We start from the raw sequence: 22,904 nt of genomic DNA, 5'->3' as shown, positions 1-22,904 counted from the left end.
ATTCCTCGATTAATGGCGCAGGCCCTTGGGCGGCGGAGCGGATTTTTTCTCGGACAATGGCAGCGGAACCAGGGTAGCTACGGTCAACGTGTCATCGCTGAAATATTTTTGCGCCACGGCCTGGACCTGCTCGCTGGTGACCGCTTTCAACTTCTCAATGATGCGGTTGATCTTGGTATGCGACAGTCCGCTCATTTCCATGACACCGATCTCCATCGCCTGGCCGAAAATCGAATCGCGCTTATAGATCTGACCAGCGATCAATTGCGTCTTCACACGCTTCAGTTCTTCTTGCGAAACACCCTCCTTGCCGATGCGGTCCACCTCTGCCCGCAGCAGCTTCTCGAGTTGTTCGGTGGTCGTGCCTTGTGACGGCGTGCCGTCGAGCAGGAACAATGCGGGGCCGCGTGCGACATTGGAATAGCCGGCCCCCGCCGAATTGGCGACCTTGTCTGTTCGTACCAACTTGGCATTGAGTCGCGCATTGTCGTAACCGTCAAGAATGGCGGCGAGCACATCGAGTGCATGGGATTCGTCGTCCTTTTCGACATCGCGCAGGGTCGGCGCCTTGAATGCCATGACGACATAGGGATTCTCTGCCGGCGCCTTGATGGTCACGCGCCGGATGCCGCGCTGCTCAGGTTCGTCCTGTGGGCGTGTCGTCGGCACTGCCTTGCGCGGGATCTTGCCGTAATATTTCTGGGCAAGCGCCAGCACCTGCCTGGCATCGACATCGCCGGTCACGACCATCACTGCATTGTTTGGCGCATACCAGCGGTCATACCAGTTCTTTGCGTCCTGCACGGTCATGCTTTTCAAATCCTCCATCCATCCGGCAATGGGGTGATGATAAGGATGTGCCGTGAAGGCCGTTGCATTCAGGGCCTCGTAGACCTGCGGAATAGGCTGGTCCTCGGTGCGCCAGCGCCGTTCTTCCATCACAACACGGATCTCGCGCGCGAACTCGTCCTTGTCGAAAATCAGGTTTGCCATACGGTCCGATTCAAGGCGCATGACCTGTTCCAGCTTCGACTTTTCTATCTGCTGGAAGTAGGCGGTGTAATCCTTGCTGGTGAACGCGTTTTCGCGCCCCCCGAGCGCTGCGACACGCTGGCTGAATTCTCCCGGCTTGAGCGATTTGGTGCCTTTGAACATCATGTGTTCGAGAGCATGCGCAATTCCGGTCGTGCCGTTCTGCTCGTCCATCGAACCCGTCTTGTACCAGACCATGTGCGCCACTGTCGGTGCGCGATGGTCCTCCTTGACGATAATTTTCATGCCGTTATTCAACATGAACTCTTGCGCAATGTCGGCGGCGCCTGCAGTAACAGGCAACCAGTTCAGCACGCACGCCGACAGCAGGATGGCAATCCGGAATTTCATATTCTGTGCTCTGATAAAATACGGGGCTAGTAATGATGCAGCGGACGCATAATTGACTGTAAAAGAGCGCCGCCCATTAAATGAGGTTCCGATTGTATCTTCTTTCGGCTACGCGGCTTTGTGCGCGCCGAACTGCCACTCCTCCCTACCCGAATGTTTAGTTTCTTTAAGAAAAAACCGAAAGATACGCCTGCGCCGCAGGAGTCGCCCGCTTCGGCCGGCGAAGTCCAGTCCACAGTGCCGGCTGAAGTGACTCCGGCGCCTGTCCCAGTGACCGCTCCGGTGTCGACTGCCACCGAGCAAAAGTCTTGGTTTGGCTTGTTTAAGCGTGATGCTGCACCGGCCCCCCAGCCTGAAGAGGAGCTGGCTCAGGACGTGACGTCGCCGACGCCCGCTTCTTCCTCGCCACCAGCACCACCGCCGATGCCGGCGCTTGCCGTCGAGGAAGAGAATGAAGAAGAAGGCGAGATTGTTCCGGCTGCGCCGATCGAACTCGAGCAAAAGCGTTCCTGGATGCAACGCCTTAAATCCGGCTTATCCAAAACGTCGAGCAATCTGACAACCCTGTTTGTCGGTGCAAAGATCGACGAAGACCTTTATGAAGAGCTTGAATCGGCGCTGCTGATGTCCGACGCTGGTGTCGAGGCGACACAGTTCATTCTTGATTCGCTCAAGAAAAAGGTGAAAAGCGAGAAGCTGACCGATGCGGAACAAGTGAAGACAGCCTTGCGCGCATTGCTGATTGACATGCTGACACCGCTGCAGAAGCCGATGGTGCTCGGCCGGCATCAGCCTTTGGTGATGATGATTGCCGGCGTCAACGGTGCCGGCAAGACCACGACCATCGGCAAGCTGGCCAAACACCTTCAGGCACACCAGCAATCCGTGTTGCTCGCCGCCGGAGATACCTTCCGCGCGGCAGCGCGGGAACAGCTGGCCATCTGGGGCGAACGCAATAACATATCGGTGATTGCGCAGGAGTCGGGCGATCCGGCCGCGGTGGCATTTGATGCCGTGCAATCGGCACGCGCGCGCGGCACGAACGTCGTGATGATCGATACGGCTGGTCGCCTGCCGACCCAGCTGCACCTGATGGAAGAATTGAAGAAGGTGCGCCGTGTCATTGGTAAAGGGATGGCGTCGGCACCGCACGAAATCCTGCTCGTCATCGACGGCAATACCGGCCAGAACGCACTGGCGCAGGTTAAGGCATTTGACGATGCGCTCGGGCTCACGGGTCTGATCGTGACCAAGCTCGACGGCACCGCCAAGGGTGGCGTCCTGGCAGCGATCGCCAAGACGCGTCCGGTTCCCGTGTACTTTATTGGCGTGGGCGAAAAGATCGAGGACCTCCAGCCTTTCAATGCCGAGGAATTTGTTGAAGCTTTGCTGACATGATCGAATTCAGGCAGGTCTCCAAGCAATACAGCCATGGCAGTTCGGCGCTAACGGACGTCACGCTATCGATCGCGAAGGGCGAGCTGGCGTACCTGTCCGGCCCCTCAGGTGCCGGCAAATCGACCTTGCTGAAGATGATTGCCGCCATCGAGCGGCCAACATCGGGCAGCGTCCTGGTGAATGGCCAGGATATCGGCAAGCTATCAGCGTCGGGAATCCCTTATCTGCGTCGCAATCTTGGACTGATGTTCCAACCAGCCAACCTCTTGAGCGACCGTAGCGTGGTTGCCAACGTGATGCTGCCCTTGCTGGTGACCGGATCGGCACGCAATGACGCCGAAAAGCGGGCACGGGCAGCATTGGACAAAGTGGGTCTGGCCGGCAAGGCGACCTCGGAACCGCTCGCGTTGTCGGGCGGCGAACAGCAGCGCGTGGCCATTGCCCGTGCCATCGTCAACCGGCCCCAGATCATTCTGGCCGACGAGCCGACCGCAAACCTCGACCGTGCCAGCGCTAACCGGGTGATGGATGCGCTCACGGCTTTTCACGAGGCTGGCGTGACTTGCCTGATTGCAACGCACGACGAAGCGATCCTGCGTAACGCCGACCGCATCATCTATCTTGACGGCGGACGTCTCACGAAAAGTCCGGAAATGCGTCTTGCGCAGGAATCCGCATGATGAATTGGCTTTCACAACATCTTGCCGCCCTCCGGGATGCAATGGCTCACATAGCTTCGTCAGCCGGCAGCTTTATCTTGAATGTGCTGGTCGTGGCGATCGCGCTGGCGCTTCCGATCGCCGGACTGACCATTCTGGAGAACGTCCGGCCAGTATCCGAGCAACTGGCGGTGGAACCGGAAATCAGCCTGTTCATGGCAATCGATACACCGCGCGAGCGGGTGACGGCGCTGGCGCCGCAAATCCGCCAGATCGTGCAGGCTTCCCAGAGCACCGGACGACTGGAGTTTATTCCACGCGAACGCGCGTTGACCTTATTGAAAGATAAAACCGGTTTATCGGATGCGATCACGGCGCTTGGAGAAAATCCGCTGCCGGACGGCTATGTCCTGAAGTTGTCCGGCGTACAAAGCACCAGCGATGCAGTGCGTGTCGAATCGATTGCTGCGCAACTGAAAAACCTGCCAGGTGTCGAATATGTCCAAATCGATTCGGCCTGGGTCAAGCGACTGGCCGCATTGATGCAGGTGCTGCGGATTGCCCTGCTCTTTCTTGCCACGACCTTGGGTGTGGTGGTCGTGGCGGTCGTCTTCAATACCATCCGGCTGCAGGTGATGACACAGCGCGAGGAAATTGAGGTGTGCCGGATGTTTGGCGCGACGGATAGCTTTATTTGCCGGCCATTCTACTATTCCGGCGCATTACTCGGCTTGGCGGCCGGTGTGCTGGCACTTGGCGTGGTCGCACTTGCCTTGGGGCCGCTGAATGGGGCCATTACAGAATTTGCCCGGCTTTACGCGTCGGAATTCCGCCTGACTCCTCTCACTGTGCAAACTCAGCTTGCTCTTTTGTTAATCAGCGCAGGTTTAGGACTGGTAGGTGCATTGATGTCGGTTAAGCGGCACTTGGCGCGACTTGGTTAAGTCTTGGCGAATTAAAACTTTTAGGCAATTTCCCGCTTTTTCTTTGAGCCCTCGCAACTTACTGCGCCTGACGTGGCCTAAAGTCTCCCTGACCAATCGTTACGGAACTGCAATAGGTCTACCCTATGAACATCGTTGAAATCGGTGATTAGCACTCTATTGCGGGGAGTGCTAATATAATGTTCAACAAGGAGCGGATCACTGGCATTTGACGGTGATTGAAGCTCGTGAAGCAAGGAGAAACAATGAACGCATCTGCACAGTCCGCATTGGTTCCATCCGCGAAGAATGCTTTGGCGCTGGGTTTCTCTGGAAACCTCGGCAATATTGAAGCGTATATTTCGGCTGTGAACCGTATCCCCATGCTCACGCATGAGGAAGAGACGTCGCTTGCGCGTGAGTTCCGTGAGAAGAACGATTTGGGCGCAGCGCAAAAGCTGGTGATGTCGCACCTGCGACTGGTCGTTTCCATTGCACGCGGTTATCTCGGATACGGCTTGCCGCATGCCGACCTGATCCAGGAAGGTAATATTGGCTTGATGAAGGCGGTCAAACGCTTCGATCCGGACCAGGGAGTTCGTCTGGTGTCGTACGCGATGCACTGGATCAAGGCTGAAATGCATGAGTACATCCTGAAAAACTGGCGTCTCGTCAAAGTAGCCACGACGAAGGCTCAACGCAAGCTGTTCTTCAACCTGCGCAGCCACAAGGAAGGACTTGATGCGATGACGCCGGCACAGGTCGACGATCTGGCCAGGTCGCTGAACGTCAAACGGGAGGAAGTCATTGAGATGGAAACCCGTATGTCCGGTCACGATATTGCCCTTGATGCGCCAAGCGATGATGAAGACGACAAGTTTGCACCGATCGCTTATCTGTCGTCCGAGGCAAGCGAGCCGACAAAAACACTGGAGGCGCGTCAGTATGACCGTCTGCAGTCCGAAGGTCTGGAAACGGCACTCGGCAAGCTCGATCCGCGCTCACGCCGCATCGTCGAAGCGCGCTGGCTGGCCAATGACGACGGTTCTGGCGCGACACTGCATGAACTGGCTGACGAATTCGGTGTATCTGCCGAACGAATCCGCCAGATCGAGAGCGCAGCCTTGAAGAAAATGAAAGGTGCGCTGGCAGCTTATGCCTGATGCCTGACCGGTATCGCGCGGGTGATCGACCGGCAATAAAAAGGCGCTCCACGGAGCGCCTTTTTCATCTCTTCGGTCGTTGCCTGCGCCGTGTGGCGAGGCTTTATGACAGCAGCAGTTTCAGGTCATGCACGATGGGTTCGGCGCCCTGCCCATGTCTTACGAAGAGGCGAATGCGGCCTTGCGGGTCGAACACGTAGCTGCCCGCCGCGTGGTCCATCGTGTAGCTGCCTGGCTCCTTGCCCGGCACCTTCTGGTAAAACACCTTGAAGTCCTTGGCAATCTTTTCGGTCTGCGCTTTGTCGCCAACCAGTCCAAGGAAGCGTGTATCAAATGAAGGAACATATTTGGACAGTAACGCAGGCGTATCGCGCTCAGGATCGACGGTAACGAACAACACCTGCACTTTGTCCGCCTGCGGTCCGAGTTGCTGCATCACGCTTGCCATTTCCGCCATGGTGCTTGGACAAACATCGGGGCACTGGGTATAACCGAAAAACACGACCACCGCCTTGCCTTTGAAATCGGCCAGCGTACGCATCGTCCCGTTATGATCCGGCATCGCGAAATCCTTCGCGTAATCCAGTCCGGTGACGTCGGTATTCTTGAAAGTGGATGCGGAGGACGACAGCAGTTGCCCCCCCTCACCCTGTTTGTCGCAGGCTGAGAGCATTAGCGCTGCAGCGAGCAGCAGGAAAGGCGCGAAACGGCGTCGAAAAAAGGATGGCATGCTTCAGAACTTGAAGTAGTGATCGACCAGCAAGGCGATGAACAGCAATGACAGGTAGATGATTGAATAGGCAAAAGTCTTGCGGGCGATCAGGTCGGTGTAATGACGATAGACCTGCCAGGCATACCAGAGGAAGACGGCGCCGAGCACCGCCGCACTGGCCAGGTAAATCAGGCCGCTCATCTGTACCGCAAACGGCAACATGGTAGTGGCAACCAGCGCAATCGTGTACAGCCAGATATGGAACTGGGTGAATTTCAGGCCGTGGGTGACCGGCAGCATCGGCAGGCCGGACTTGGCATAGTCGTCACGGCGGTACAGGGCGAGTGCCCAGAAGTGGGGCGGTGTCCACACAAAAATGATCAGTACGAGTATCCATGCCTGCATCGGCAAATCATTGGCGACGGCTGCCCAGCCCAGCGCGGGCGGCATGGCGCCAGATAGACCACCGATGACGATGTTTTGCGGGGTCGCCGGCTTCAGCAGCATGGTATAGATGACCGCATACCCGACAAAGGTCGCGAACGTCAGCCACATCGTTAATGGGTTCACAAAATTAAACAGAACCCACATACCGGCACCGCCGATGATGCCGGAGAACATCAGTGTCTGTGTGACAGTGATTTCACCGCGCGCCATCGGGCGGCGGGCGGTGCGCGCCATCCGTGAATCGATCTCGCGCTCGACCAGGCAGTTGATCGCGAAGGCGGCACCGGCCAGCAGCCAGATACCGATCGTTGCGGCAACCACAATTTTCCAGCTTGGCAGATCAGGCGATGCCAGGAACATGCCGATCACGGCACAGAACACGGCCAGCTGGGTCACACGCGGCTTGGTGAGAGCCCAATACTGAGCGATGCGGTTGGGATGTGCGGTCAGGGTAGTCACTTGGATCTCATGCGGCAGATAGCCGGGTTACAGTGCTGTCAGCTGCGGTTTGCGCGGGAATTCTAACTCGATAGTTTAGCATGGTCAGCAGCAGCACAAGGACCGCCGCACCGCCATTGTGCAAGACGGCAAGTGCTAACGGCCATTTCAGAAACACGGTGGAAACACCAATCAGGAACTGCACGACGACGGCAATGAGTAGCCGGCGCCCATCAGTCTTGAGACCGTCGACGCGCATGGCCTTATATGCCACCCAGGCAATAAAACCTGCGACGACGATGGCAAAATTGCGGTGCACCCAGTGAATGGCGGTCAGTGCCTCAAATGGCAGGTAGTCGCCGTCTGCGGTCTTGCCAAGATGGCGCCACAGCGTAAAACCATGTTCAAAGTCCATGTTGGGTACGACACGGCCGTGGCACAAGGGGAAGTCGGTACAGGCAAGCGCGGCATAATTGGTGCTCACCCACCCCCCCAGGGCAATTTGAATAAACAGGATGCCCATCGCCAACGCGGCAGGCCATTGCAATGAACCTGCACTGGCGGCGACCGGAGCGTGATTGTTTTCACGCGCACCAAGCCACACGAGCAATAACAAAAGAAACAACCCAAGCAGCAAGTGGATCGTGACAATGACCGGTTGCAGTTTTAACGTAACTGTCCACGCCCCAAAGGCACCCTGAAGGCAGACGAATCCGAACAGCAGGCTGGGTAACCACGGCGAAAACTTTGGATCGGTGCGTCGGGATTTGATCCACCCGCGCCACGCAATGGCCATGATGGCAATGATCAGGACGCCGACGGTCATGGCCAGATAACGATGGATCATTTCAATCCATGCCTTGATGACGGTGACCGGGCCGGTGGGCATGGCCGCTTCCGCAGCACTGATGTGTTCATGCGCCTGCAATGGATTGGCGTGGCCGTAACAGCCTGGCCAGTCCGGACAGCCGAGGCCGGAGTCGGTCAGGCGCGTAAAAGCGCCGAACATGATTAGGTCGAAAGTCAGGAATACAGCAATCCACACCAGCTTGCGATACTTGTTCTGGTCGCTGGAAACCCAGACGATGGTCAGCGGCAAGAGCGCAACAAGCAGGGCAATGACCGCGAGTTGTATCAGCATGGTTCGCCCTTATCCAATGCGCGAGGCCTTGAGCAGTTTGGCAAGGTCTTTCTTGATTTTGTTGGGATCGGCGTCCTTGGGGAAGCGCATCATCAGATTGCCCAAGGGATCTATCATGTAGATATGGTCCGCCGGGGTCGTTCCATTATCAACGGGCAGCCATTTAGTAAGCGCTTCCGGCTTCACCCGTAGCATGCGCGTGCCGTCAAACTCGCGCATGAGCATGGTTTCCAGAGGCTTGTCATCGGTGATGAGCCAGACTCGCTCTATCCTTTCCATTTCCTTGCCCTGCGCAAGGCGCAACTGGCGCATGTCATGCAGGCGTTTGCGACAGGCGTCGGCGCAATCGGCGTTGCCAATCTGCATCATCACCCATTTGCCCCGGAAATCATCCAGTGATGCCGGTTTTTGGTCCAGCGAAGTGGCATCCAGCTTAGGAATAGGGTAGGCACGCGGATCGATCAGGTCGCCATAGTTTGTGCGGCCCTCTGGTTTGATGACGTAATACGTCAGGTAAGAAATGATGAGCGGCGAGGCGCAGACCGCCAGCACGGCGAGCATTTTCCATCGGCCGCTTGTCTTTTGTTTAGTTTGTTCCACGTCGAAATCCTGTCACGACAAAAAAAATCAGCGCTGTTGCTGCGAGCGCATACCACTGAAAAGCATAACCACGATGCCGATCTTCACCCGTGGATGGCCGCGGCCAATCTCTTACCAGCCCATCATGCACATCGGTCAATTGTTCTATCACGAACGGGTGGATTGGCAATCCGGCCGCACGCCCCACATCCTGCGCCTCGGCGTTCTGGACGATGGCATTCGGCTGCAGGGGAGGAGCTTCGCCGAGTTGTAGCAGACGGCTGCTACTATTACGGACAATGCCGGAAATTTCTATGGTTCCCTTGGGCGTCGCGATCGGTGGAATCCTGGTGCGATCGGCAACGTCGCGCTTGAGCCAGCCGCGCGACACCAGTACATGCATGTCAGACCCCGCAATTTTCAATGGAGTGAGTACATAAAAGCCGGGGACGCCGTTGTAGGGCCGATTATCGAGATAGAAGGTCCAGCCCGGAACGAATTCGCCACGGACGGCGACGCGACGATATTCGATATCGGCAGGCACATCGCCGCGTCCTTCGAGCACCAGGGCGGGCGCATGTTGTCGTACACCCAGCTTAGCTTCGATCTCCTGCTTTTCCTGCGCACGTCGCGTCTGCCAGTTCCCCAATGTAATGCCTACTGCTGCGACGATCAGTGCGGCAATGAAAGGGATCCACCGAAAGCGGAATTTGAATGGCATTACAATGTCTCTTTAATCAGCTGGCCATGTACCATTGGAAGTCGATGTCGACAGGCTGGTGTCACCCTACCGTACCAATCATGAAAACAGTTGTCGCCATTGCCTTTATCCTCATTCTTGCAAGTCTGGGCTCAGCCCTGATTTTCCTGATGCGCGACAAGGGAAAAAGCAACCGGACCGTGAAAGCGCTCGCGTTTCGCGTCGGTTTTTCCATCACGCTGTTCATCCTGATCCTGATCGCGCATAGCCAGGGCTGGATACAACCGACCGGGATTCGTTAGCCGCAGCAAGTCGTTCTGATAGGGTGCCACGTGACTCCGACTATTGAAGTCGCAGCGATATCCCCCGCCGTTGATAAATTGCATAGCTCGCCTGTCCAGTAAAAAAGCCGCACCGAAGTGCGGCTTTTTATTCGCGGCCTGAAGCTTACAACCAGTAGACCACAACGTAGAGGCCGAGCCAGACAACGTCGACGAAGTGCCAGTACCAGGCAGCGCCTTCGAAGCCGAAGTGATTTTCAGGAGTGAAGTGTCCCTTCATCAGGCGATACAGGACAACAGCCAGCATGATGGCGCCGAGGGTCACGTGGAACCCGTGGAAGCCGGTCAGCATGAAAAAGGTCGAGCCGTAGATGCCGGAAGTCAGCTTCAGGTTCAGTTCGCTGTAGGCGTGCATGTATTCATATACCTGGAAGCCCATGAAAACTGCACCCAGAAGAATTGTTGCCGCCAGCCAGAATGCGGTCTTGCCACGCTGACCGAGCCGCAGTGCATGGTGAGAGATAGTCAAGGTCACGCCGGATGCCAGCAACAGTGCCGTGTTGATGGTCGGGATCGGGAACGGGCCCATCTTGGTGAAGGGATCGATCGTGCCACCAGGTGTATTCCCCCATTGTGCAGTAAAGTCAGGCCAGATCACCTTGTGGTCGATATCAGCGAGCCAGGGCATGGTAACGCTGCGGGCATAGAACAATGCGCCGAAGAAGCCCGCGAAGAACATCACTTCAGAGAAAATGAACCAGCTCATGCTCCAGCGGAACGACAGGTCGATGCGGTCGCCGTACAGGCCGCTTTCCGATTCCGCGAAGGCTTCGCCGAACCATTTGAACAGCACCACGATTGTTGCCAGGATGCCGAGAATATTGGCGACCGGCCCCCAGCCGTAACCGTTTACCCATGCGGACGCGCCTGCCATCGTCAAGAGTAGGGACGCACCTGCCAGAACCGGCCATTTGGACGGGCCTGGCACAAAGTAGTACGGCGCTGTCTTAGCGTGTTGAGAACCCATTTCCATCTCCCAATACAAATTTTAAATAATCACTTTGCAACGACGCTCTTCACAATCAGCAACAGCGTCGTGATAAAAATAATGGCACCGATGATCCCGGCGATGATCACATGCACCGGATTCAGGTGCTGCGCATCGCTTTCGTAATCACTTTTCTTGCGAACGCCGAAGAACGACCAGAACACCGCCTTTACAGTGGCGCCAAAGGATGCTTTGCGCTGCGCAGGTTTCTTCGACTCGTCCATCTTCAGCTTGCCTTCTTGCCGGGACCGCCGATTTCAAAGAACGTGTAAGACAAGGTGATTGTCTTCACATCCCTTGGCAATGCCGGATCAATGTAGAACACGACCGGCATCTGCCTGGCCTCGTTTGGTCCAAGCGTCTGCTGCTTGAAACAAAAACATTCCATCTTTTTGAAGTGGGCGGTTGCCTGCTGCGGTGCATAACTTGGAATCGCCTGCGCGTCCATGCTGCGGGACTGCGTATTGACCACTTCATAGACTACTTGCGCCATTTCGCCGGGATGCACCTGCATGCTTGAAACGGTCGGGCGGAAACGCCACGGGCCTTGGGCATTGGCATCAAATTCGACGGTAATGGTACGGCTCTTGTCGACCTGGGTATTCTTGATATCCCCAACCATCGAATCTTTCGGCGTCAACAGATTGATGCCGGTCAACTCGCATATCTGTTTATAGACTGGCACCAGGCCATACCCGAAACCGAACATCAGGACTGCGACAATCAGCAGTTTCTTGAGCATCTGCTTGTTCAGCGACCGCTCCTGCCCTGCCGGTGTCGGATTTTGTTGTTCCATTTCAGCTCAGCCAGATCCGTTTGATAAAGAAGCCGATAAAAAACATCAGTGCGATCGACGCAATGATCAGCGCGGTCTTCAGGTTATTCGGTTTCTTTGGGTCAGACATATTGGATTTGGGGCCAGCTTTCGCCGACCCCATTTACCTTAGATTACTTGACGATCGGCGGTGTTTCAAAGGTGTGGAACGGTGCCGGGCTTGGGACAGTCCACTCGAGGCCTTCCGCACCATCCCATGGCTTGGCAGGCGCTGCGACACCACCCTTGATCGAGGGCAGCACGACGGCCAGCAGGAAGTAGGCCTGCATCAGGCCGAAGCCGAATGCGCCGATCGACGCGATCATGTTGAAGTCCGTGAACTGCGCCGGGTAGTCGGCGTAACGACGCGGCATGCCGGCCAGTCCCAGGAAGTGCATCGGGAAGAAAGTGATGTTGAAGGTAATGAGCGAACCCCAGAAGTGAATCTTGCCGCGGGTTTCGTTGTACATGAAACCTGTCCACTTCGGACCCCAGTAGTAGAAACCGGCAAACAGTGCGAACAGCGATCCCGCAACCAGAACGTAGTGGAAGTGCGCAACCACATAGTAGGTATCCTGCATCTGGATGTCGATCGGTGTCACCGCGAGAATCAGGCCGGTAAAGCCCCCGATGGTGAACACGAAGATGAAGCCCACCGAGAACAGCATCGGGGTTTCAAAAGTCATCGAGCCTTTCCACATGGTGGCGATCCAGTTGAACACTTTCACGCCGGTCGGAACCGAGATCAGCATGGTTGCGTACATGAAGAACAGCTGCGCTGTCACCGGCATGCCGGTGGCAAACATATGGTGCGCCCAGACGATGAACGACAGGATCGCGATCGATGCGGTTGCATACACCATGGAGGCGTAACCGAACAGCTGCTTGCGTGCAAAGGCCGGGATAATCTGCGAGACAATGCCGAACGCCGGCAGAATCATGATGTAGACCTCCGGGTGACCGAAGAACCAGAAAATGTGCTGATACATTACCGGATCACCGCCGCCGGCAGCGTTAAAAAACGAGGTGCCGAAGTGACGGTCGGTCAATGTCATCGTGATTGCGCCAGCCAGCACGGGCATCACAGCGATCAGCAGGTAGGCAGTAATCAGCCAGGTCCAGCAGAACATCGGCATCTTCATCAGCGTCATGCCGGGAGCGCGCATGTTCAGGACGGTGACGATGATATTGATCGAACCCATGATCGACGACGCACCCATGATGTGCATCGCGAAAATACCCATGTCCATGCCGATACCCATCTGGGTCGACAGCGGGGCATACAGCGTCCAGCCCGCAGCGGTAGCGCCGCCAGGAACCAGGAAGGATGCAGCCAGCAGGATGGCAGCAGGCGGCAGCAGCCAGAACGAGAAGTTGTTCATCCGGGCAAATGCCATGTCGGATGCGCCGATTTGCAGCGGGATCATCCAGTTGGCGAAACCGACGAACGCCGGCATGATCGCGCCGAACACCATCACGAGACCGTGCATGGTGGTCAGCTGGTTAAAGAACTCCGGTTGTACCAATTGCAGACCCGGCTGGAACAATTCGGCACGGATCATCAGTGCCAGCACGCCGCCGGACAGCAGCATGATGAAAGAGAACCACAGGTACAGACTACCGATGTCCTTGTGGTTGGTTGCGTACAGCCAGCGCTGCCAGCCATGAGGATGGTCGTGCGCGTGGTCGTGAGCGTGATCGTGGGCGTGATCAACTACGGTGGTGCTCATGTCAATCTCCTAATTCAATTACTTGCGCGCAGCCAGCACTTCAGCCGGTTGAACAATATTTTCCTGGGCCTTGTTGGACCAGCTATTACGGGTATAAGTAATGACGGCGGCGATGTCGGTGTCCGACAAGACGCCCTTCCACGGCGGCATGCCGCCCTTACCATTCAGCAGAATGTTGATCTGCGGACCCTTGGGGCCAGTGACCATAGCGGAACCCTCGAGTGCAGGGAATGCGCCCGGAACACCTTTGCCGTTAGCCTGGTGGCAGGCCACGCAGTTAGCTGCATAAACTTTTTCGCCGCGCTGCTTCAGTTCATCAACAGTCCAGGTCTTATTCGGATCGTCAGCCTGCGCCGCCATTTCCTTTTTCTTGGTTTCTGTCCACTTTTTGTAGTCTTCGTCGCTGACAACATTCACGACGATAGGCATGAATGCGTGTTCCTTGCCGCACAACTCGTAGCAATTACCACGGTAGGTACCGATTTTTTCGGCACGGAACCAGGTGTCGCGGACAAAACCGGGGATCGCATCCTGCTTGACGCTGAATGCCGGGACGCCCCATGCGTGGATAACGTCGTTGGCGGTAGTAACGATACGGATCTTCTTGTTAACCGGAACGACAACAGGGTTGTCGACCTCGATCAGGTAGTTGTCGCTCTTGGTCTTGCTCACATCGACGATCTGCTCGCGCGGCGTGGACATGGCGGAGAGGAAGGAAATGCCTTCACCTTCGCCTTTGAGGTAGTCATAACCCCATTTCCACTGCATGCCAGTTGCCTTGATGGTGATATCCGCATTGGACGTATCTTTCATTGCAACGACGGTTTTTGTCGCCGGCAATGCCATACCAATAACAATCAGGAACGGGACGATGGTCCAGGCGATTTCAACTGCGGTGCTTTCATGGAAAGTTGCCGGCCTGTGGCCGACTGACTTGCGATGCTTGATGATCGAATAGAACATCACGCCGAACACGGCGATAAAGATCAGCAGGCAGATGATCAGCATCAGGTTGTGCAGCGAGTACACTTCCTCGGCAATCTTGGTTACCGGTGGCTGAAAGTTCAACTGACGCACGGCAGGACCGCCCTGACTGTCCACAACCGCCCATGATGGCACGCCGGCCGCCAGGAGCGACGCACCGAGCATCAGTGATTGGAGGCGCTTCGCAAGTTTCATAATTTCCTCAAAAGCCTAAAATTGGAGTTCCGTATATTTTCCTGACGCCAGCGCGCTCTGTAGTTCCCGCGCAAGCTCGCGTCGTTTCCATTCTGTCAAAAAGCGTCCCACTTCAACTCTGGTTTCGCCCGCCTCAAGTCCGATTAGGTCTCGCGCGGATCCGGGCGGCTCAACGCGCGTACGGCGCGGATCCAGCCTGAATTGACGGACATGCTCTACCTGAATCAGCTCTACCAGGAGGCAATCGTCTGCCAGCGCGATGTGCTCCCTGTCGGTGGCATGGCGAGCATACAGGAAAAAAGCGATTCCCATCGCCAACATTTCCAGAATGGCAAAGCCAAGGATGTACCAGGCGCCACGCAACGTAAACACAACGGCGACCAGTAAGGAAGTTGTACACAATGCCGCATAGACCATCATCAGCTGACGTGGCGTTATCGAGCAATTGCGCCTTAAAATCCATTCGCGCGAGACCATGTTGGATCATCCGACCGCGACAGCGAACCCGAGAGTACAAGCACTATGCAAAACCACGGAAGTATAAGGCTGAACTTGGCTGCTTATCAAGCGGAAAAATACTGGGCAACGGTATGCCATGCCTCTATACATGCGGGTTAGCGACCGATGAGCGGCGCTGGCGGCCTTGCAGTTTTGGCCACACCTTGGCCGATCTGTCATATTGCTATCGCCTGTCGATGAAGTGTCGTGTTATTTTTTCCAGCCTGGTTCGAACCGGATGATGCTTTCGCCGCTAGCCGTCTTGTGCGGCGCCGGACGAAACGCATGTCCATAGACCACCTCGAAAGTCAGAGGAATCTTGCCGTCGGCACCGCGCATCCGCTCCAGCGTTGCGATGGCTGCGTGCCAGGCGGCACGTCCGAACAGCCCTTGCCGTTTGGTGAGAAGCGGATTACCGCCCAACGCACGCACATCGGCAAACAGCTTATCAGTGGAATCATAAGTCACCGTAATGGTTTCCATGTCCATCACGGGGGTGGAAAAGCCGGCGTTCACCAGCATGTCGCCGAAATCATGCATATCAACAAATGACAACGCATGCGCGGCGCTATCGATGTTGGCAAATGCATGACGGACTTCACGGAGCGTATCAGGGCCAAAGCAGGAAAACATCAGCAAACCGTCAATCCGAAGTACGCGCCGCCATTCAGCGAACACCATGTCCGGCTGCGGATGCCAGTGCAGCGCGAGATTGGACCACACCAGATCCGCGCATGCTGCGGGCAAGGGCAATTGCGCAAAATCCGCACAAGCTGTAGCGAGTTGACTAGTACCTCCCCCCAGCTTGCCAGGCAGCCATTTGGACAACAGGCGGTTCATTGACGAGCTTGCCTGCTGCTGCCGTTGGCGTGCGGCTTGCAACATGGCCAGCGATCCGTCCATGCCAACAAGCTGTGCTTGCGGGTATTGTCCCTGCAAGGAGCTGAAATCCGCGCCTTCGCCGCATCCCAAGTCCAGTATGCGCTCGGGCTGCAATTTCACAAGAGCAAGGCGCTCATGCATGCGCCCGGCAATTTCGCGGCGCAAAAACTCCGAATCGGCGATACGGCCGGGCCTGGCGAACAGCGCACGCACGCGCCGGGTATCAATCGGACCGCTGGACCGGCTCTCGGAAGTTGGCAGGGATGAAGGCAAGAGAAAATCCGGTTAAGGCAATGAGATAATGCCGAAGTTTACACGCTTGAAGATTTGCCTGCTCCATGTTCACTCGCCTGCGCCATTGGTCGCACACTTTGTTTTCCCGCCTGCCCGTGGCCTTGCCGGGCGGTTGCGCATTCTGCGGTCTGGAGGCAATTGACGGATTGTGCAAGGGATGCCATGGACAATTTTTGGCCTTGCAGCCAAACCGATGCCGCTGTTGCGCGACGCCGATGCATCAAGCTGGCGACACGATCTGTGGTGAGTGCCTGCGACATCCGCCGGCATTCGATGCGACAATTGCTGCTGCCGACTACGCCGCACCGGTTGATCGGCTGGTGCTGGCGCTGAAGTTCGGTGCGCGCCTGGATCTGGCGTCGCTGTTTGCAACCATGATGCGCGACGCGCTGCTTGCGCGACAGGATACGGCGCTGCCAAGCTTGTTGTGTGCGGTACCGCTGGGACGTACACGCTTGACCGAGCGCGGGTTTAACCAGGCCCTTGAAATGGCACGTCCGCTTTCGCGCTCGCTTGGTATTCCGCTGCACTCGCGGCTTGCGCTCAGGCAGCGTGAAACCCAGGCGCAGGCGCAACTGGATCCGTCGCAGCGGCAACAGAATATCCATCATGCGTTTTCGCTGCAGGCGCAAACAATGGAGCTCGTGCGCGGTGCGCACATCGGCGTGGTCGATGACGTCATGACAACAGGACAAACGATGAATGAATTTGCGGCGATGCTAAAACGTTACGGTGCCGCACGCGTGACCGGCATCGTGTTTGCCAGGACTCCGCCGCAATAGAGAACGCAGTGCACGATCGACTGGCGACAGGCAACAACGACTAACAAGATATATCGGAAGGAAGCATACTTTGTTTCATGTAGTACTGGTCGAACCCGAGATCCCCCCCAATACCGGCAATGTCATTCGCCTGTGTGCGAACACCGGGGCGCAACTCCACCTGGTGGAGCCGCTCGGTTTTCCGCTGGATGACGCCAAGATGCGACGGGCGGGTCTTGATTATCATGATTATGCGACGATGAAGGTTCATCGCGACTGGGCGGCCTTTCTGGCTTCCGAAACGCCGGATCCGCATCGCATGTTTGCCATGACCACACATGGATCGACGCCATTTGCAGGCATCGATTTCCTACCGGGCGATGTGTTTGTATTCGGTTCGGAAACACGTGGTCTTGACCCAGCCTTGCGGGAATCGTTTCCCGCATCGCAGCGTATCCGTTTGCCTATGCGTCCGGATAACCGCAGCCTCAACCTGTCCAATACGGTCGCAGTTGTTGTTTATGAAGCATGGCGACAGAACGGTTTCGCCGGCGGCCAGTAAATCCCCCTCTTGATTGAAGGATCAACATGAAGTTGTATCACCTCGCAGCAATCGCCATCACCGTAGTCGCCTCTGGCCTGTCACAAGCGCATGAATTCAAGCTCAAGGACCTGAAAATCGGACATCCCTATGCGCGGACGACCGCGCCTTACCAGCCATCCGGCGCCGCTTATCTTTCACTGGAAAACACAGGTAGCTCGGCAGACAAGCTGACATCCCTTTCCTCGCCCGTCGCCAAGTCCGCGGAGATTCATACGATGTCGATGGAAGGCAATGTGATGAAAATGCGTGAAGTCGACGGTATCGACTTGCCGCCGGCAGCAAAGGTTGAAATGAAGCCGGGACATGGCTATCACATCATGTTGATGGGTTTGGAAAAGCCGCTGAAAGCCGGCGACAAGTTTCCCCTTACGCTGAATTTTGAAAAAGCTGGCAAGACCGACGTCACCGTGGTGGTCGAAGAAGCAAAGAAGGAAGCAGCACCCGCAGCCGGTCAGCATCGCCATTGAACGATATTGATGCGCTGAGCTGCCCCTGGCGTAGCTCAGCTTTTTCCGCATCCGGCGATGCCAGACCGCTAACGGAAACGATCAGGAAGATCAGGAAGCCGCATAATGGTGATAGACCTGATGCTTGCCATCGGCCTTGATCAGTACCACGTCGAACGCATCACGCCGATGGTCGTCCATCTCCATGCCGGGCGATCCCATCGGCATGCCAGGCACCGCCAGCCCTTTTGCCTTCGGCTTTTCAGCGAGCAATCGCTTGATTTGCTCGGCGGGCACATGGCCTTCAAGCGCATATCCACCGACGACTCCCGTATGACATGACGCCAGTTCGGTCGGGACGCCATAACGCGTCCGATAAGGAGCGGTGTCTGGCACATCGGTGGTGTTCACCGTAAATCCGCTTTTGCGCAAATGCGCGACCCATTCATGGCAGCAGCCGCAGCTCGGTGTCTTGTACACCTGAATGGCTGGTGTGGCGGCGTGCGTGACAGCCGCAGGTAAATACAGCGCAACCAGTGCGCCTTGCAGCAAAGTCCTGCGTTGCATGATGGCTCCTTAGAATTTATCTTTGGTCAATGTGAAGGTGGCACGCACTTCACCGGTGTGCAGGCCACGGAAGTTGTGGAGCTGTGGACGCGCCCATGGAGCAAGAGGTGTCGCTTCCGCTGAAGGCAGTATCCCGATTTGCTGCAATACCGAAATGGTGGCCGGAAACAAACCACGTGTGCTGCCATCCGCAATCTTGACGGCGATACCGATGCCGGCAGAACGGATACCGATCACTTGCACTGCTTCGGCGCCGATCTTTGCCACCCAGTCGCCCGGTACCGTCTGCATGAATGCGAGGTCGCTGCGCCCGGTGCCGGACACCAGCTCCGGATGCAAGGTCATTGCGCGAAACAGCTCGCCCATCAGGCTGCCGTAATGGGGATCCTGGTCACCCTGCGCAAGCCGCGCATAGGTGTGTGCGAGCCGTGACAGCGGAAGGCCATAGTTGGGCGCGGAACAGCCGTCGATACCCATCGCCATATCGCTCGGGGACATGCCGGCAACTTCGGCTATGCTGTCGCGCACTGCCTGTTGCAGTGGATGTGCCGGCTCGACATAGTTGTCCAGTGGATGTCCGTTCTGCACGCAATACGCAAGGAAGCCGGCATGCTTGCCACTGCAGTTGTTATGCAGCTGATTGAAAGTTGCACCTGCAGGCGGCGCCTTGTCCTGCACGGTGAAGTGCATGGGCACATGGCAGCCGCAGCGCAAGTGATGCTCGTCGCAACCGACCTTGCGCAGCATGCCCTCCACCGTCTGCGTGTGCATCGCTTCACCAGAATGGCTGGCACACATCAGTGCGAGTTCACGGCTATCGAAGCCGAACTTTTCGTGGCCTCCGGCGCGCAGGAAAGGCAGCGCCTGAAAAGGCTTGATGGTAGAGCGCGTGAAGGTCAGAAAGTCAGGATCGCCGGCATGATAAAGCAGGTCGCCCCTGGCATTCACGACAGCAACAGCGCCGTAATGCAAGGACTCGAGCCGGCCGCCGCGGATGACTTCAACGAGTGGAGCAAGCATCATGCATGGTCCCTTCAGAAAGGTTCAGGGTCAGGAATTGCGCACCTTCGACAACAGTTTGCTGGTCGAACGGTCATGCTGGAATTCAATGGCAACAGCCTTGCCACCGTAGGCAGCGACTGCCCTGCCTTCGGGAATCGCTGCCATGTCGTAATCGCCGCCTTTTACATAGACATCGGGGCGTGCTTCCTGTACCACTTCCAGTGCAGTGTCTTCATCAAACGGCACGACCAGGCTGACCGATTCGAGTGCGGCAAGTATCGCCATGCGGTCTTCACAGGTGTTGACCGGACGATCGTCGCCCTTGCCTAGTCGCCTGACCGATGCATCGGTATTGACGGCAACGACCAGCGATGCCCCCTGCTCACGTGCCTGCTCAAGGTAAGTGACATGGCCTCGGTGCAGGATGTCAAATACGCCGTTGGTCAGGACAACCGGTTTGGGCAGGCTGGCGACACGTTCCTTCAGTGCGGCGCGGGTAACAAGTTTATCTTCGAAATTAGGCATGATGAAAATAAGAAAGCCGCAAGCGATGGCTTACGGCTTTTACTTTAGTGTAGCGCTTTCCCGCAAGCCCTTCTTGAATACATGAAAAGACTGGTCGAAAAAGCGGGACCCTGCTTACTGCAAAGCGTCAGTGTCGCCGTGTCAGGAGGCCGGCTTCAGGTTACCCTGCAGACGTGCGCTGACTTCCTTGCGATAACGGTTCAGGTCCTGCACCGATTCAAAGGTACGATCGAACAGCAGCGACATATTGTGCAGAATGCGGTCAATCACTTTCTTTTCCCATTCACTGTCGAACTTGATCTGACCGTCCAGCCAGCGCTCGAGCCAGTTTGGATCGGGCAAGCGGCTTTGGACCGTGTCATTCGGGAACAGCGCCTGGTTGACATGCAGATTGGTCGGATGCAGCGGCTTTTCGGTGCGGCGTGCGGATGCCATCAATACACCGATCTTGGCGAAGGCGGCACGCGCGGTATCGCCGACTTCGTTCAACGCTTTTTTCATGTAACGCAGATAGGCGCCGCCGTGACGTGCTTCATCCTGGCTGATGATCTTGTAGATGGCCTTGATTACCGGTTCGGTATGCCAGTCGGAGGCGCAACGGTACCAGTGGTTGAGGCGGATCTCGCCGCAGAAATGCAGCATCAGGGTTTCGAGCGGAGGTGCCGGATCGAATTCGAAACGCACATTGTGCAATTCTTCTTCGGTGGGAAGCAGATCCGGGCGAAAACGACGCAGGTATTCCATCAGCACCAGCGAATGTTTTTGCTCTTCAAAAAACCAGACCGACATGAATGCGGAGAAATCACTGTCACCACGGTTGTCACGCAAAAACATTTCAGTCGCGGGCAATGCGGACCATTCCGTGATGGCATTCATGCGGATGGTTTGTGCCTGCTCATCCGATAATTTGGAAGCATCAAACTGTTCCCACGGAATATCCTTTTCCATGTTCCAGCGAACCTGTTCGAGCGATTTGAATAGTTCTGGATACAGCATCACACACCTTCATGATTAGTTAAGTATTTGATTCTACCAAAGAAAAGCGCGGAAACTTTAATTCCCCGACGGTCCGCGGAATACGCAAGTACTCCGATAGACATTGTTCGGTGCAGTACTGGTCAGCCTGCCGGCAAGAAAAACCACTTGTAGCCAAAACAATAACGCAAGCGCTCCAGCCAAAAATACCGCAAACCATCCGGGTATGAGGGTTTGTCAGCTTGCCGATGAATGTTTCTTCGAAATTAGTCTGCAGCGAGCTGCCCGCCTTTATGACCATGGTTCCGGAAACTAGTGCCATGGCGGTTCTGGTTCTATTACCGCTCAATGCACGACTGAAGTGGCGAACCATCACCGCCGACGCGCGCCACGATATGGATGGCGCGTGATATATTTTTGATATGCAACTATGTCCGAGTGGCATTGTCCATTCGTTCAGCGCGACGGCTTCAGGTGATGCAGCCCACCGTGACGACCTTCGGCAAACCATTATCGAACATACATGCCTTCTACAACGACGATCCTCGCCAAGATGCCAGCGTGGCAGCATCTGGCCTGCATTGCCGCACTGTCTGGCACGATGGCAAACGTCTCGGCCACAGTCATTAACCAGACCGATACCGCCGACCTGTTTGCGACGACCGGGGAGCTGACGGAGGCATTGCCCGATCTGCAAAGCGGCGGCAGGCCTACCCCAGGTTACTTCGGCCTGGCGCGCGAAGCCGCCGTGATTGGCTATAGCAGCCGCTCAGAAAAGTGGGATGCCAAGCTTGAACAATATATGGCCGATCCCGCGTTGACGTTTGACTACGGCCGGGCGCTGTCGAGCACGTTTGGTGCGGGCGGCAGTTTTACCCGTGGCAGCACACAATCCGAAATGGTCTTGAACGGGATATTTGCGCCCAAGAAGAACGTGCGTTTCCGCATCGCCGGCGCACAATTACGCAGCAATTCAGCAGAAGCAGATGGCGCCGAATCCTTGCAACAGCATAGCTATCTGATCGGCGCGCGAAAATACTGGACCAATTACGCGTATCTGTCGGACCTTGGTATTTCGGCGTACACCGTCGACGCGAATACCGCCAGCACCGCTACCGTTTCAGCGCTGACCGACCCGGACACGCTGGATCCGGGCGTGCGTAGTGCGACCCTGCCGGCATCAGGTAGAACAGAAGGCTACCTGCTCAACCTGAATTTGCGGCCAACCGCCGATTCAAAAGTCGAGCTACGGCATGAGTTAAGCCAATCCACCTACTATGCCGATAGCATTGCGCTGCACACCGAAATCCAGGCAACCAGCGGCGTCCGTTTTTCGCAGTTCCTGGACGACTGCGTCCAGGTGCATGGTGGTTACAGCGCCGGCACGGATTTCGGTCGCATGGACCTCACTGTGGCGCGTGACAAATGGAATATCCAGTTATCCCGGGATATCAACGACAGTGGCGGCAGTACCGCATTACGCGTCGGCTACCTCATCCCCTTGGGACAGTCCAAAATGACAAGGCGAACTTGTGGCGCCATAGGTGCGCCGAATTTTGAGCCGATCCTGAACGCGACAATGAAACGCCCACCCGCCTTGCCGGAACAACCGATGGCGATCGGCGTCTTTCGCTAGTTGACAAGGCGAGCAGATCCGTCTCTAGCATTGCGCCGAGCGGAATTCGGAAGCAGCGCAAAGCAGTCGTGTTCAGTTAGAACTCTTTAGAGTTCATCTTCAATGAGCCCCTCTGGCAG

At 56.4% G+C, this 22,904-nt stretch carries 28 protein-coding genes; 9 read left to right on the top strand and 19 right to left on the bottom strand.

The features are described from left to right. Positions 1 to 9: 9 nt before the first annotated feature. Positions 10 to 1,383: a M16 family metallopeptidase gene (locus ASE07_RS05935; protein ID WP_057289890.1), complete on the bottom strand. Its 1,374-nt coding sequence runs from the start codon at positions 1,381 to 1,383 to the stop codon at positions 10 to 12. A gap of 153 nt (positions 1,384 to 1,536) precedes the next feature. On the opposite strand from ASE07_RS05935, the gene ftsY reads away from it, so the two are divergent. From ftsY to rpoH, 4 genes are all read left to right on the top strand, one after another. Further along, positions 1,537 to 2,781, top strand: coding sequence for a signal recognition particle-docking protein FtsY (gene ftsY / locus ASE07_RS05930; RefSeq protein WP_057289889.1), 1,245 nt, complete (start codon positions 1,537 to 1,539; stop codon positions 2,779 to 2,781). Then, entirely contained in the window at positions 2,778 to 3,461 is a 684-nt protein-coding gene (locus ASE07_RS05925; protein WP_057289888.1) for a cell division ATP-binding protein FtsE, read from the top strand. Before ftsY ends, ASE07_RS05925 begins: the two co-directional genes overlap by 4 nt. Further along, entirely contained in the window at positions 3,458 to 4,384 is a 927-nt protein-coding gene (gene ftsX / locus ASE07_RS05920) for a permease-like cell division protein FtsX (protein WP_200960888.1), read from the top strand. Before ASE07_RS05925 ends, ftsX begins: the two co-directional genes overlap by 4 nt. Positions 4,385 to 4,629: 245 nt before the next feature. Then, positions 4,630 to 5,526 carry an RNA polymerase sigma factor RpoH gene (gene rpoH / locus ASE07_RS05915; RefSeq protein ID WP_057289887.1) on the top strand — a complete coding sequence of 299 codons (897 nt, stop codon included), beginning with the start codon at positions 4,630 to 4,632 and terminating at the stop codon, positions 5,524 to 5,526. A gap of 103 nt (positions 5,527 to 5,629) precedes the next feature. Here the strand turns inward: rpoH and ASE07_RS05910 are convergent, their stop codons facing one another. Genes ASE07_RS05910 through ASE07_RS05890 form a run of 5 tightly spaced genes read right to left on the bottom strand, consistent with a single transcriptional unit; the run spans position 5,630 to position 9,564 of the window. Further along, positions 5,630 to 6,256, bottom strand: a complete 627-nt coding sequence (locus ASE07_RS05910; RefSeq protein ID WP_057289886.1) for an SCO family protein — start codon at positions 6,254 to 6,256, stop codon at positions 5,630 to 5,632. A gap of 3 nt (positions 6,257 to 6,259) precedes the next feature. Then, entirely contained in the window at positions 6,260 to 7,144 is an 885-nt protein-coding gene (gene cyoE / locus ASE07_RS05905; protein ID WP_057289885.1) for a heme o synthase, read from the bottom strand. A gap of 7 nt (positions 7,145 to 7,151) precedes the next feature. Continuing rightward, entirely contained in the window at positions 7,152 to 8,264 is a 1,113-nt protein-coding gene (locus ASE07_RS05900; protein ID WP_057289884.1) for a COX15/CtaA family protein, read from the bottom strand. Between the two features lie 9 nt (positions 8,265 to 8,273). Beyond that, complete coding sequence (locus tag ASE07_RS05895) at positions 8,274 to 8,825, bottom strand: SCO family protein (RefSeq protein ID WP_235548365.1); 552 nt, start codon at positions 8,823 to 8,825, stop codon at positions 8,274 to 8,276. A gap of 25 nt (positions 8,826 to 8,850) precedes the next feature. Next, entirely contained in the window at positions 8,851 to 9,564 is a 714-nt protein-coding gene (locus ASE07_RS05890) for an SURF1 family protein (RefSeq protein WP_057289882.1), read from the bottom strand. 80 nt (positions 9,565 to 9,644) lie between these two features. Between ASE07_RS05890 and ASE07_RS05885 the strand changes: the two genes are divergently transcribed. Beyond that, positions 9,645 to 9,845, top strand: a complete 201-nt coding sequence (locus tag ASE07_RS05885) for a twin transmembrane helix small protein (protein WP_057289881.1) — start codon at positions 9,645 to 9,647, stop codon at positions 9,843 to 9,845. Between the two features lie 145 nt (positions 9,846 to 9,990). Here the strand turns inward: ASE07_RS05885 and ASE07_RS05880 are convergent, their stop codons facing one another. The 8 genes from ASE07_RS05880 to ASE07_RS05850 all read right to left on the bottom strand — a co-directional run bounded on the left by ASE07_RS05880 (position 9,991) and on the right by ASE07_RS05850 (position 16,248). Further along, the gene (locus ASE07_RS05880; protein ID WP_057289880.1) at positions 9,991 to 10,851 is read right to left on the bottom strand and encodes a cytochrome c oxidase subunit 3; all 861 of its coding nucleotides are present in this window, start codon (positions 10,849 to 10,851) and stop codon (positions 9,991 to 9,993) included. 29 nt (positions 10,852 to 10,880) lie between these two features. Continuing rightward, complete coding sequence (locus tag ASE07_RS05875; RefSeq protein WP_057289879.1) at positions 10,881 to 11,096, bottom strand: DUF2970 domain-containing protein; 216 nt, start codon at positions 11,094 to 11,096, stop codon at positions 10,881 to 10,883. A 2-nt stretch (positions 11,097 to 11,098) separates the two neighbouring features. Next, the gene (locus tag ASE07_RS05870) at positions 11,099 to 11,668 is read right to left on the bottom strand and encodes a cytochrome c oxidase assembly protein (RefSeq protein WP_057289878.1); all 570 of its coding nucleotides are present in this window, start codon (positions 11,666 to 11,668) and stop codon (positions 11,099 to 11,101) included. A gap of 1 nt (position 11,669) precedes the next feature. After that, a complete protein-coding gene (locus ASE07_RS29595) occupies positions 11,670 to 11,777 on the bottom strand; it encodes a cytochrome oxidase small assembly protein (protein ID WP_235548362.1) in 108 nt (35 codons plus the stop codon). A 43-nt stretch (positions 11,778 to 11,820) separates the two neighbouring features. Next, a complete protein-coding gene (gene ctaD, locus ASE07_RS05865; protein ID WP_057289877.1) occupies positions 11,821 to 13,416 on the bottom strand; it encodes a cytochrome c oxidase subunit I in 1,596 nt (531 codons plus the stop codon). A gap of 18 nt (positions 13,417 to 13,434) precedes the next feature. Continuing rightward, a complete protein-coding gene (gene coxB, locus ASE07_RS05860) occupies positions 13,435 to 14,595 on the bottom strand; it encodes a cytochrome c oxidase subunit II (protein ID WP_057289876.1) in 1,161 nt (386 codons plus the stop codon). Between the two features lie 15 nt (positions 14,596 to 14,610). Then, positions 14,611 to 15,072: a DUF2244 domain-containing protein gene (locus ASE07_RS05855; protein ID WP_057289875.1), complete on the bottom strand. Its 462-nt coding sequence runs from the start codon at positions 15,070 to 15,072 to the stop codon at positions 14,611 to 14,613. A 231-nt stretch (positions 15,073 to 15,303) separates the two neighbouring features. Further along, positions 15,304 to 16,248: a methyltransferase domain-containing protein gene (locus ASE07_RS05850; RefSeq protein WP_057289874.1), complete on the bottom strand. Its 945-nt coding sequence runs from the start codon at positions 16,246 to 16,248 to the stop codon at positions 15,304 to 15,306. A 65-nt stretch (positions 16,249 to 16,313) separates the two neighbouring features. Here ASE07_RS05850 and ASE07_RS05845 point away from each other — a divergent pair, with 65 nt between their 5' ends. The 3 genes from ASE07_RS05845 (at position 16,314) to ASE07_RS05835 (ending at position 18,101) form a co-directional block, all read left to right on the top strand. Next, complete coding sequence (locus ASE07_RS05845) at positions 16,314 to 17,051, top strand: ComF family protein (RefSeq protein ID WP_057289873.1); 738 nt, start codon at positions 16,314 to 16,316, stop codon at positions 17,049 to 17,051. A gap of 70 nt (positions 17,052 to 17,121) precedes the next feature. Then, positions 17,122 to 17,592 (top strand): tRNA (uridine(34)/cytosine(34)/5-carboxymethylaminomethyluridine(34)-2'-O)-methyltransferase TrmL, encoded by a 471-nt coding sequence (trmL, locus tag ASE07_RS05840; RefSeq protein WP_057289872.1) that lies wholly within the window; start codon positions 17,122 to 17,124, stop codon positions 17,590 to 17,592. Between the two features lie 26 nt (positions 17,593 to 17,618). Continuing rightward, complete coding sequence (locus ASE07_RS05835; RefSeq protein WP_057289871.1) at positions 17,619 to 18,101, top strand: copper chaperone PCu(A)C; 483 nt, start codon at positions 17,619 to 17,621, stop codon at positions 18,099 to 18,101. 90 nt (positions 18,102 to 18,191) lie between these two features. On the opposite strand, the gene ASE07_RS05830 is transcribed toward ASE07_RS05835, so the two are convergent. The 5 genes from ASE07_RS05830 to ASE07_RS28665 form a co-directional block, all read right to left on the bottom strand. Then, the gene (locus ASE07_RS05830) at positions 18,192 to 18,647 is read right to left on the bottom strand and encodes a DUF411 domain-containing protein (RefSeq protein ID WP_057289870.1); all 456 of its coding nucleotides are present in this window, start codon (positions 18,645 to 18,647) and stop codon (positions 18,192 to 18,194) included. A gap of 9 nt (positions 18,648 to 18,656) precedes the next feature. Beyond that, on the bottom strand, positions 18,657 to 19,670 hold the full coding sequence (locus ASE07_RS05825) for an asparaginase (protein WP_057289869.1): 1,014 nt from the start codon (positions 19,668 to 19,670) through the stop codon (positions 18,657 to 18,659). 27 nt (positions 19,671 to 19,697) lie between these two features. After that, on the bottom strand, positions 19,698 to 20,174 hold the full coding sequence (gene rfaE2 / locus ASE07_RS05820) for a D-glycero-beta-D-manno-heptose 1-phosphate adenylyltransferase (RefSeq protein ID WP_057289868.1): 477 nt from the start codon (positions 20,172 to 20,174) through the stop codon (positions 19,698 to 19,700). A 141-nt stretch (positions 20,175 to 20,315) separates the two neighbouring features. Beyond that, a complete protein-coding gene (locus tag ASE07_RS05815; protein ID WP_057289867.1) occupies positions 20,316 to 21,170 on the bottom strand; it encodes a hypothetical protein in 855 nt (284 codons plus the stop codon). A 19-nt stretch (positions 21,171 to 21,189) separates the two neighbouring features. Further along, positions 21,190 to 21,471 carry a hypothetical protein gene (locus ASE07_RS28665; protein ID WP_156396418.1) on the bottom strand — a complete coding sequence of 94 codons (282 nt, stop codon included), beginning with the start codon at positions 21,469 to 21,471 and terminating at the stop codon, positions 21,190 to 21,192. A gap of 201 nt (positions 21,472 to 21,672) precedes the next feature. Here ASE07_RS28665 and ASE07_RS05810 point away from each other — a divergent pair, with 201 nt between their 5' ends. Next, on the top strand, positions 21,673 to 22,785 hold the full coding sequence (locus ASE07_RS05810) for a hypothetical protein (protein ID WP_057289866.1): 1,113 nt from the start codon (positions 21,673 to 21,675) through the stop codon (positions 22,783 to 22,785). The last annotated feature ends 119 nt before the right edge of the window (positions 22,786 to 22,904 follow it).

It is taken from the genome of Noviherbaspirillum sp. Root189, from assembly GCF_001428545.1.
In the GTDB taxonomy this organism is placed as follows: domain Bacteria; phylum Pseudomonadota; class Gammaproteobacteria; order Burkholderiales; family Burkholderiaceae_D; genus Noviherbaspirillum.
This window is presented reverse-complemented; position numbering and strand designations above follow the sequence as displayed.

Bases quoted from the DNA above. Each gene is read 5' to 3' on its own strand.
- ASE07_RS05885 (WP_057289881.1), top strand. From the start codon at position 9,645: ATGAAAACAGTTGTCGCCATTGCCTTTATCCTCATTCTTGCAAGTCTG.
- ASE07_RS05855 (WP_057289875.1), bottom strand. From the start codon at position 15,072: ATGGTCTCGCGCGAATGGATTTTAAGGCGCAATTGCTCGATAACGCCA.
- ASE07_RS28665 (WP_156396418.1), bottom strand. From the start codon at position 21,471: ATGGCACTAGTTTCCGGAACCATGGTCATAAAGGCGGGCAGCTCGCTG.
- ASE07_RS05815 (WP_057289867.1), bottom strand. From the start codon at position 21,170: ATGCTGTATCCAGAACTATTCAAATCGCTCGAACAGGTTCGCTGGAAC.
- ASE07_RS05830 (WP_057289870.1), bottom strand. From the start codon at position 18,647: ATGCAACGCAGGACTTTGCTGCAAGGCGCACTGGTTGCGCTGTATTTA.
- ftsY (WP_057289889.1), top strand. From the start codon at position 1,537: ATGTTTAGTTTCTTTAAGAAAAAACCGAAAGATACGCCTGCGCCGCAG.
- ftsX (WP_200960888.1), top strand. From the start codon at position 3,458: ATGATGAATTGGCTTTCACAACATCTTGCCGCCCTCCGGGATGCAATG.
- ASE07_RS05880 (WP_057289880.1), bottom strand. From the start codon at position 10,851: ATGGGTTCTCAACACGCTAAGACAGCGCCGTACTACTTTGTGCCAGGC.
- coxB (WP_057289876.1), bottom strand. From the start codon at position 14,595: ATGAAACTTGCGAAGCGCCTCCAATCACTGATGCTCGGTGCGTCGCTC.
- ASE07_RS05825 (WP_057289869.1), bottom strand. From the start codon at position 19,670: ATGATGCTTGCTCCACTCGTTGAAGTCATCCGCGGCGGCCGGCTCGAG.
- ASE07_RS05870 (WP_057289878.1), bottom strand. From the start codon at position 11,668: ATGGAACAACAAAATCCGACACCGGCAGGGCAGGAGCGGTCGCTGAAC.
- ASE07_RS05895 (WP_235548365.1), bottom strand. From the start codon at position 8,825: ATGCTCGCCGTGCTGGCGGTCTGCGCCTCGCCGCTCATCATTTCTTAC.
- ASE07_RS05810 (WP_057289866.1), top strand. From the start codon at position 21,673: ATGCCTTCTACAACGACGATCCTCGCCAAGATGCCAGCGTGGCAGCAT.
- ASE07_RS05925 (WP_057289888.1), top strand. From the start codon at position 2,778: ATGATCGAATTCAGGCAGGTCTCCAAGCAATACAGCCATGGCAGTTCG.
- ctaD (WP_057289877.1), bottom strand. From the start codon at position 13,416: ATGAGCACCACCGTAGTTGATCACGCCCACGATCACGCTCACGACCAC.
- ASE07_RS05910 (WP_057289886.1), bottom strand. From the start codon at position 6,256: ATGCCATCCTTTTTTCGACGCCGTTTCGCGCCTTTCCTGCTGCTCGCT.
- ASE07_RS29595 (WP_235548362.1), bottom strand. From the start codon at position 11,777: ATGTCTGACCCAAAGAAACCGAATAACCTGAAGACCGCGCTGATCATT.
- ASE07_RS05935 (WP_057289890.1), bottom strand. From the start codon at position 1,383: ATGAAATTCCGGATTGCCATCCTGCTGTCGGCGTGCGTGCTGAACTGG.
- ASE07_RS05900 (WP_057289884.1), bottom strand. From the start codon at position 8,264: ATGCTGATACAACTCGCGGTCATTGCCCTGCTTGTTGCGCTCTTGCCG.
- ASE07_RS05835 (WP_057289871.1), top strand. From the start codon at position 17,619: ATGAAGTTGTATCACCTCGCAGCAATCGCCATCACCGTAGTCGCCTCT.
- ASE07_RS05875 (WP_057289879.1), bottom strand. From the start codon at position 11,096: ATGGACGAGTCGAAGAAACCTGCGCAGCGCAAAGCATCCTTTGGCGCC.
- rfaE2 (WP_057289868.1), bottom strand. From the start codon at position 20,174: ATGCCTAATTTCGAAGATAAACTTGTTACCCGCGCCGCACTGAAGGAA.
- ASE07_RS05890 (WP_057289882.1), bottom strand. From the start codon at position 9,564: ATGCCATTCAAATTCCGCTTTCGGTGGATCCCTTTCATTGCCGCACTG.
- ASE07_RS05845 (WP_057289873.1), top strand. From the start codon at position 16,314: ATGTTCACTCGCCTGCGCCATTGGTCGCACACTTTGTTTTCCCGCCTG.
- rpoH (WP_057289887.1), top strand. From the start codon at position 4,630: ATGAACGCATCTGCACAGTCCGCATTGGTTCCATCCGCGAAGAATGCT.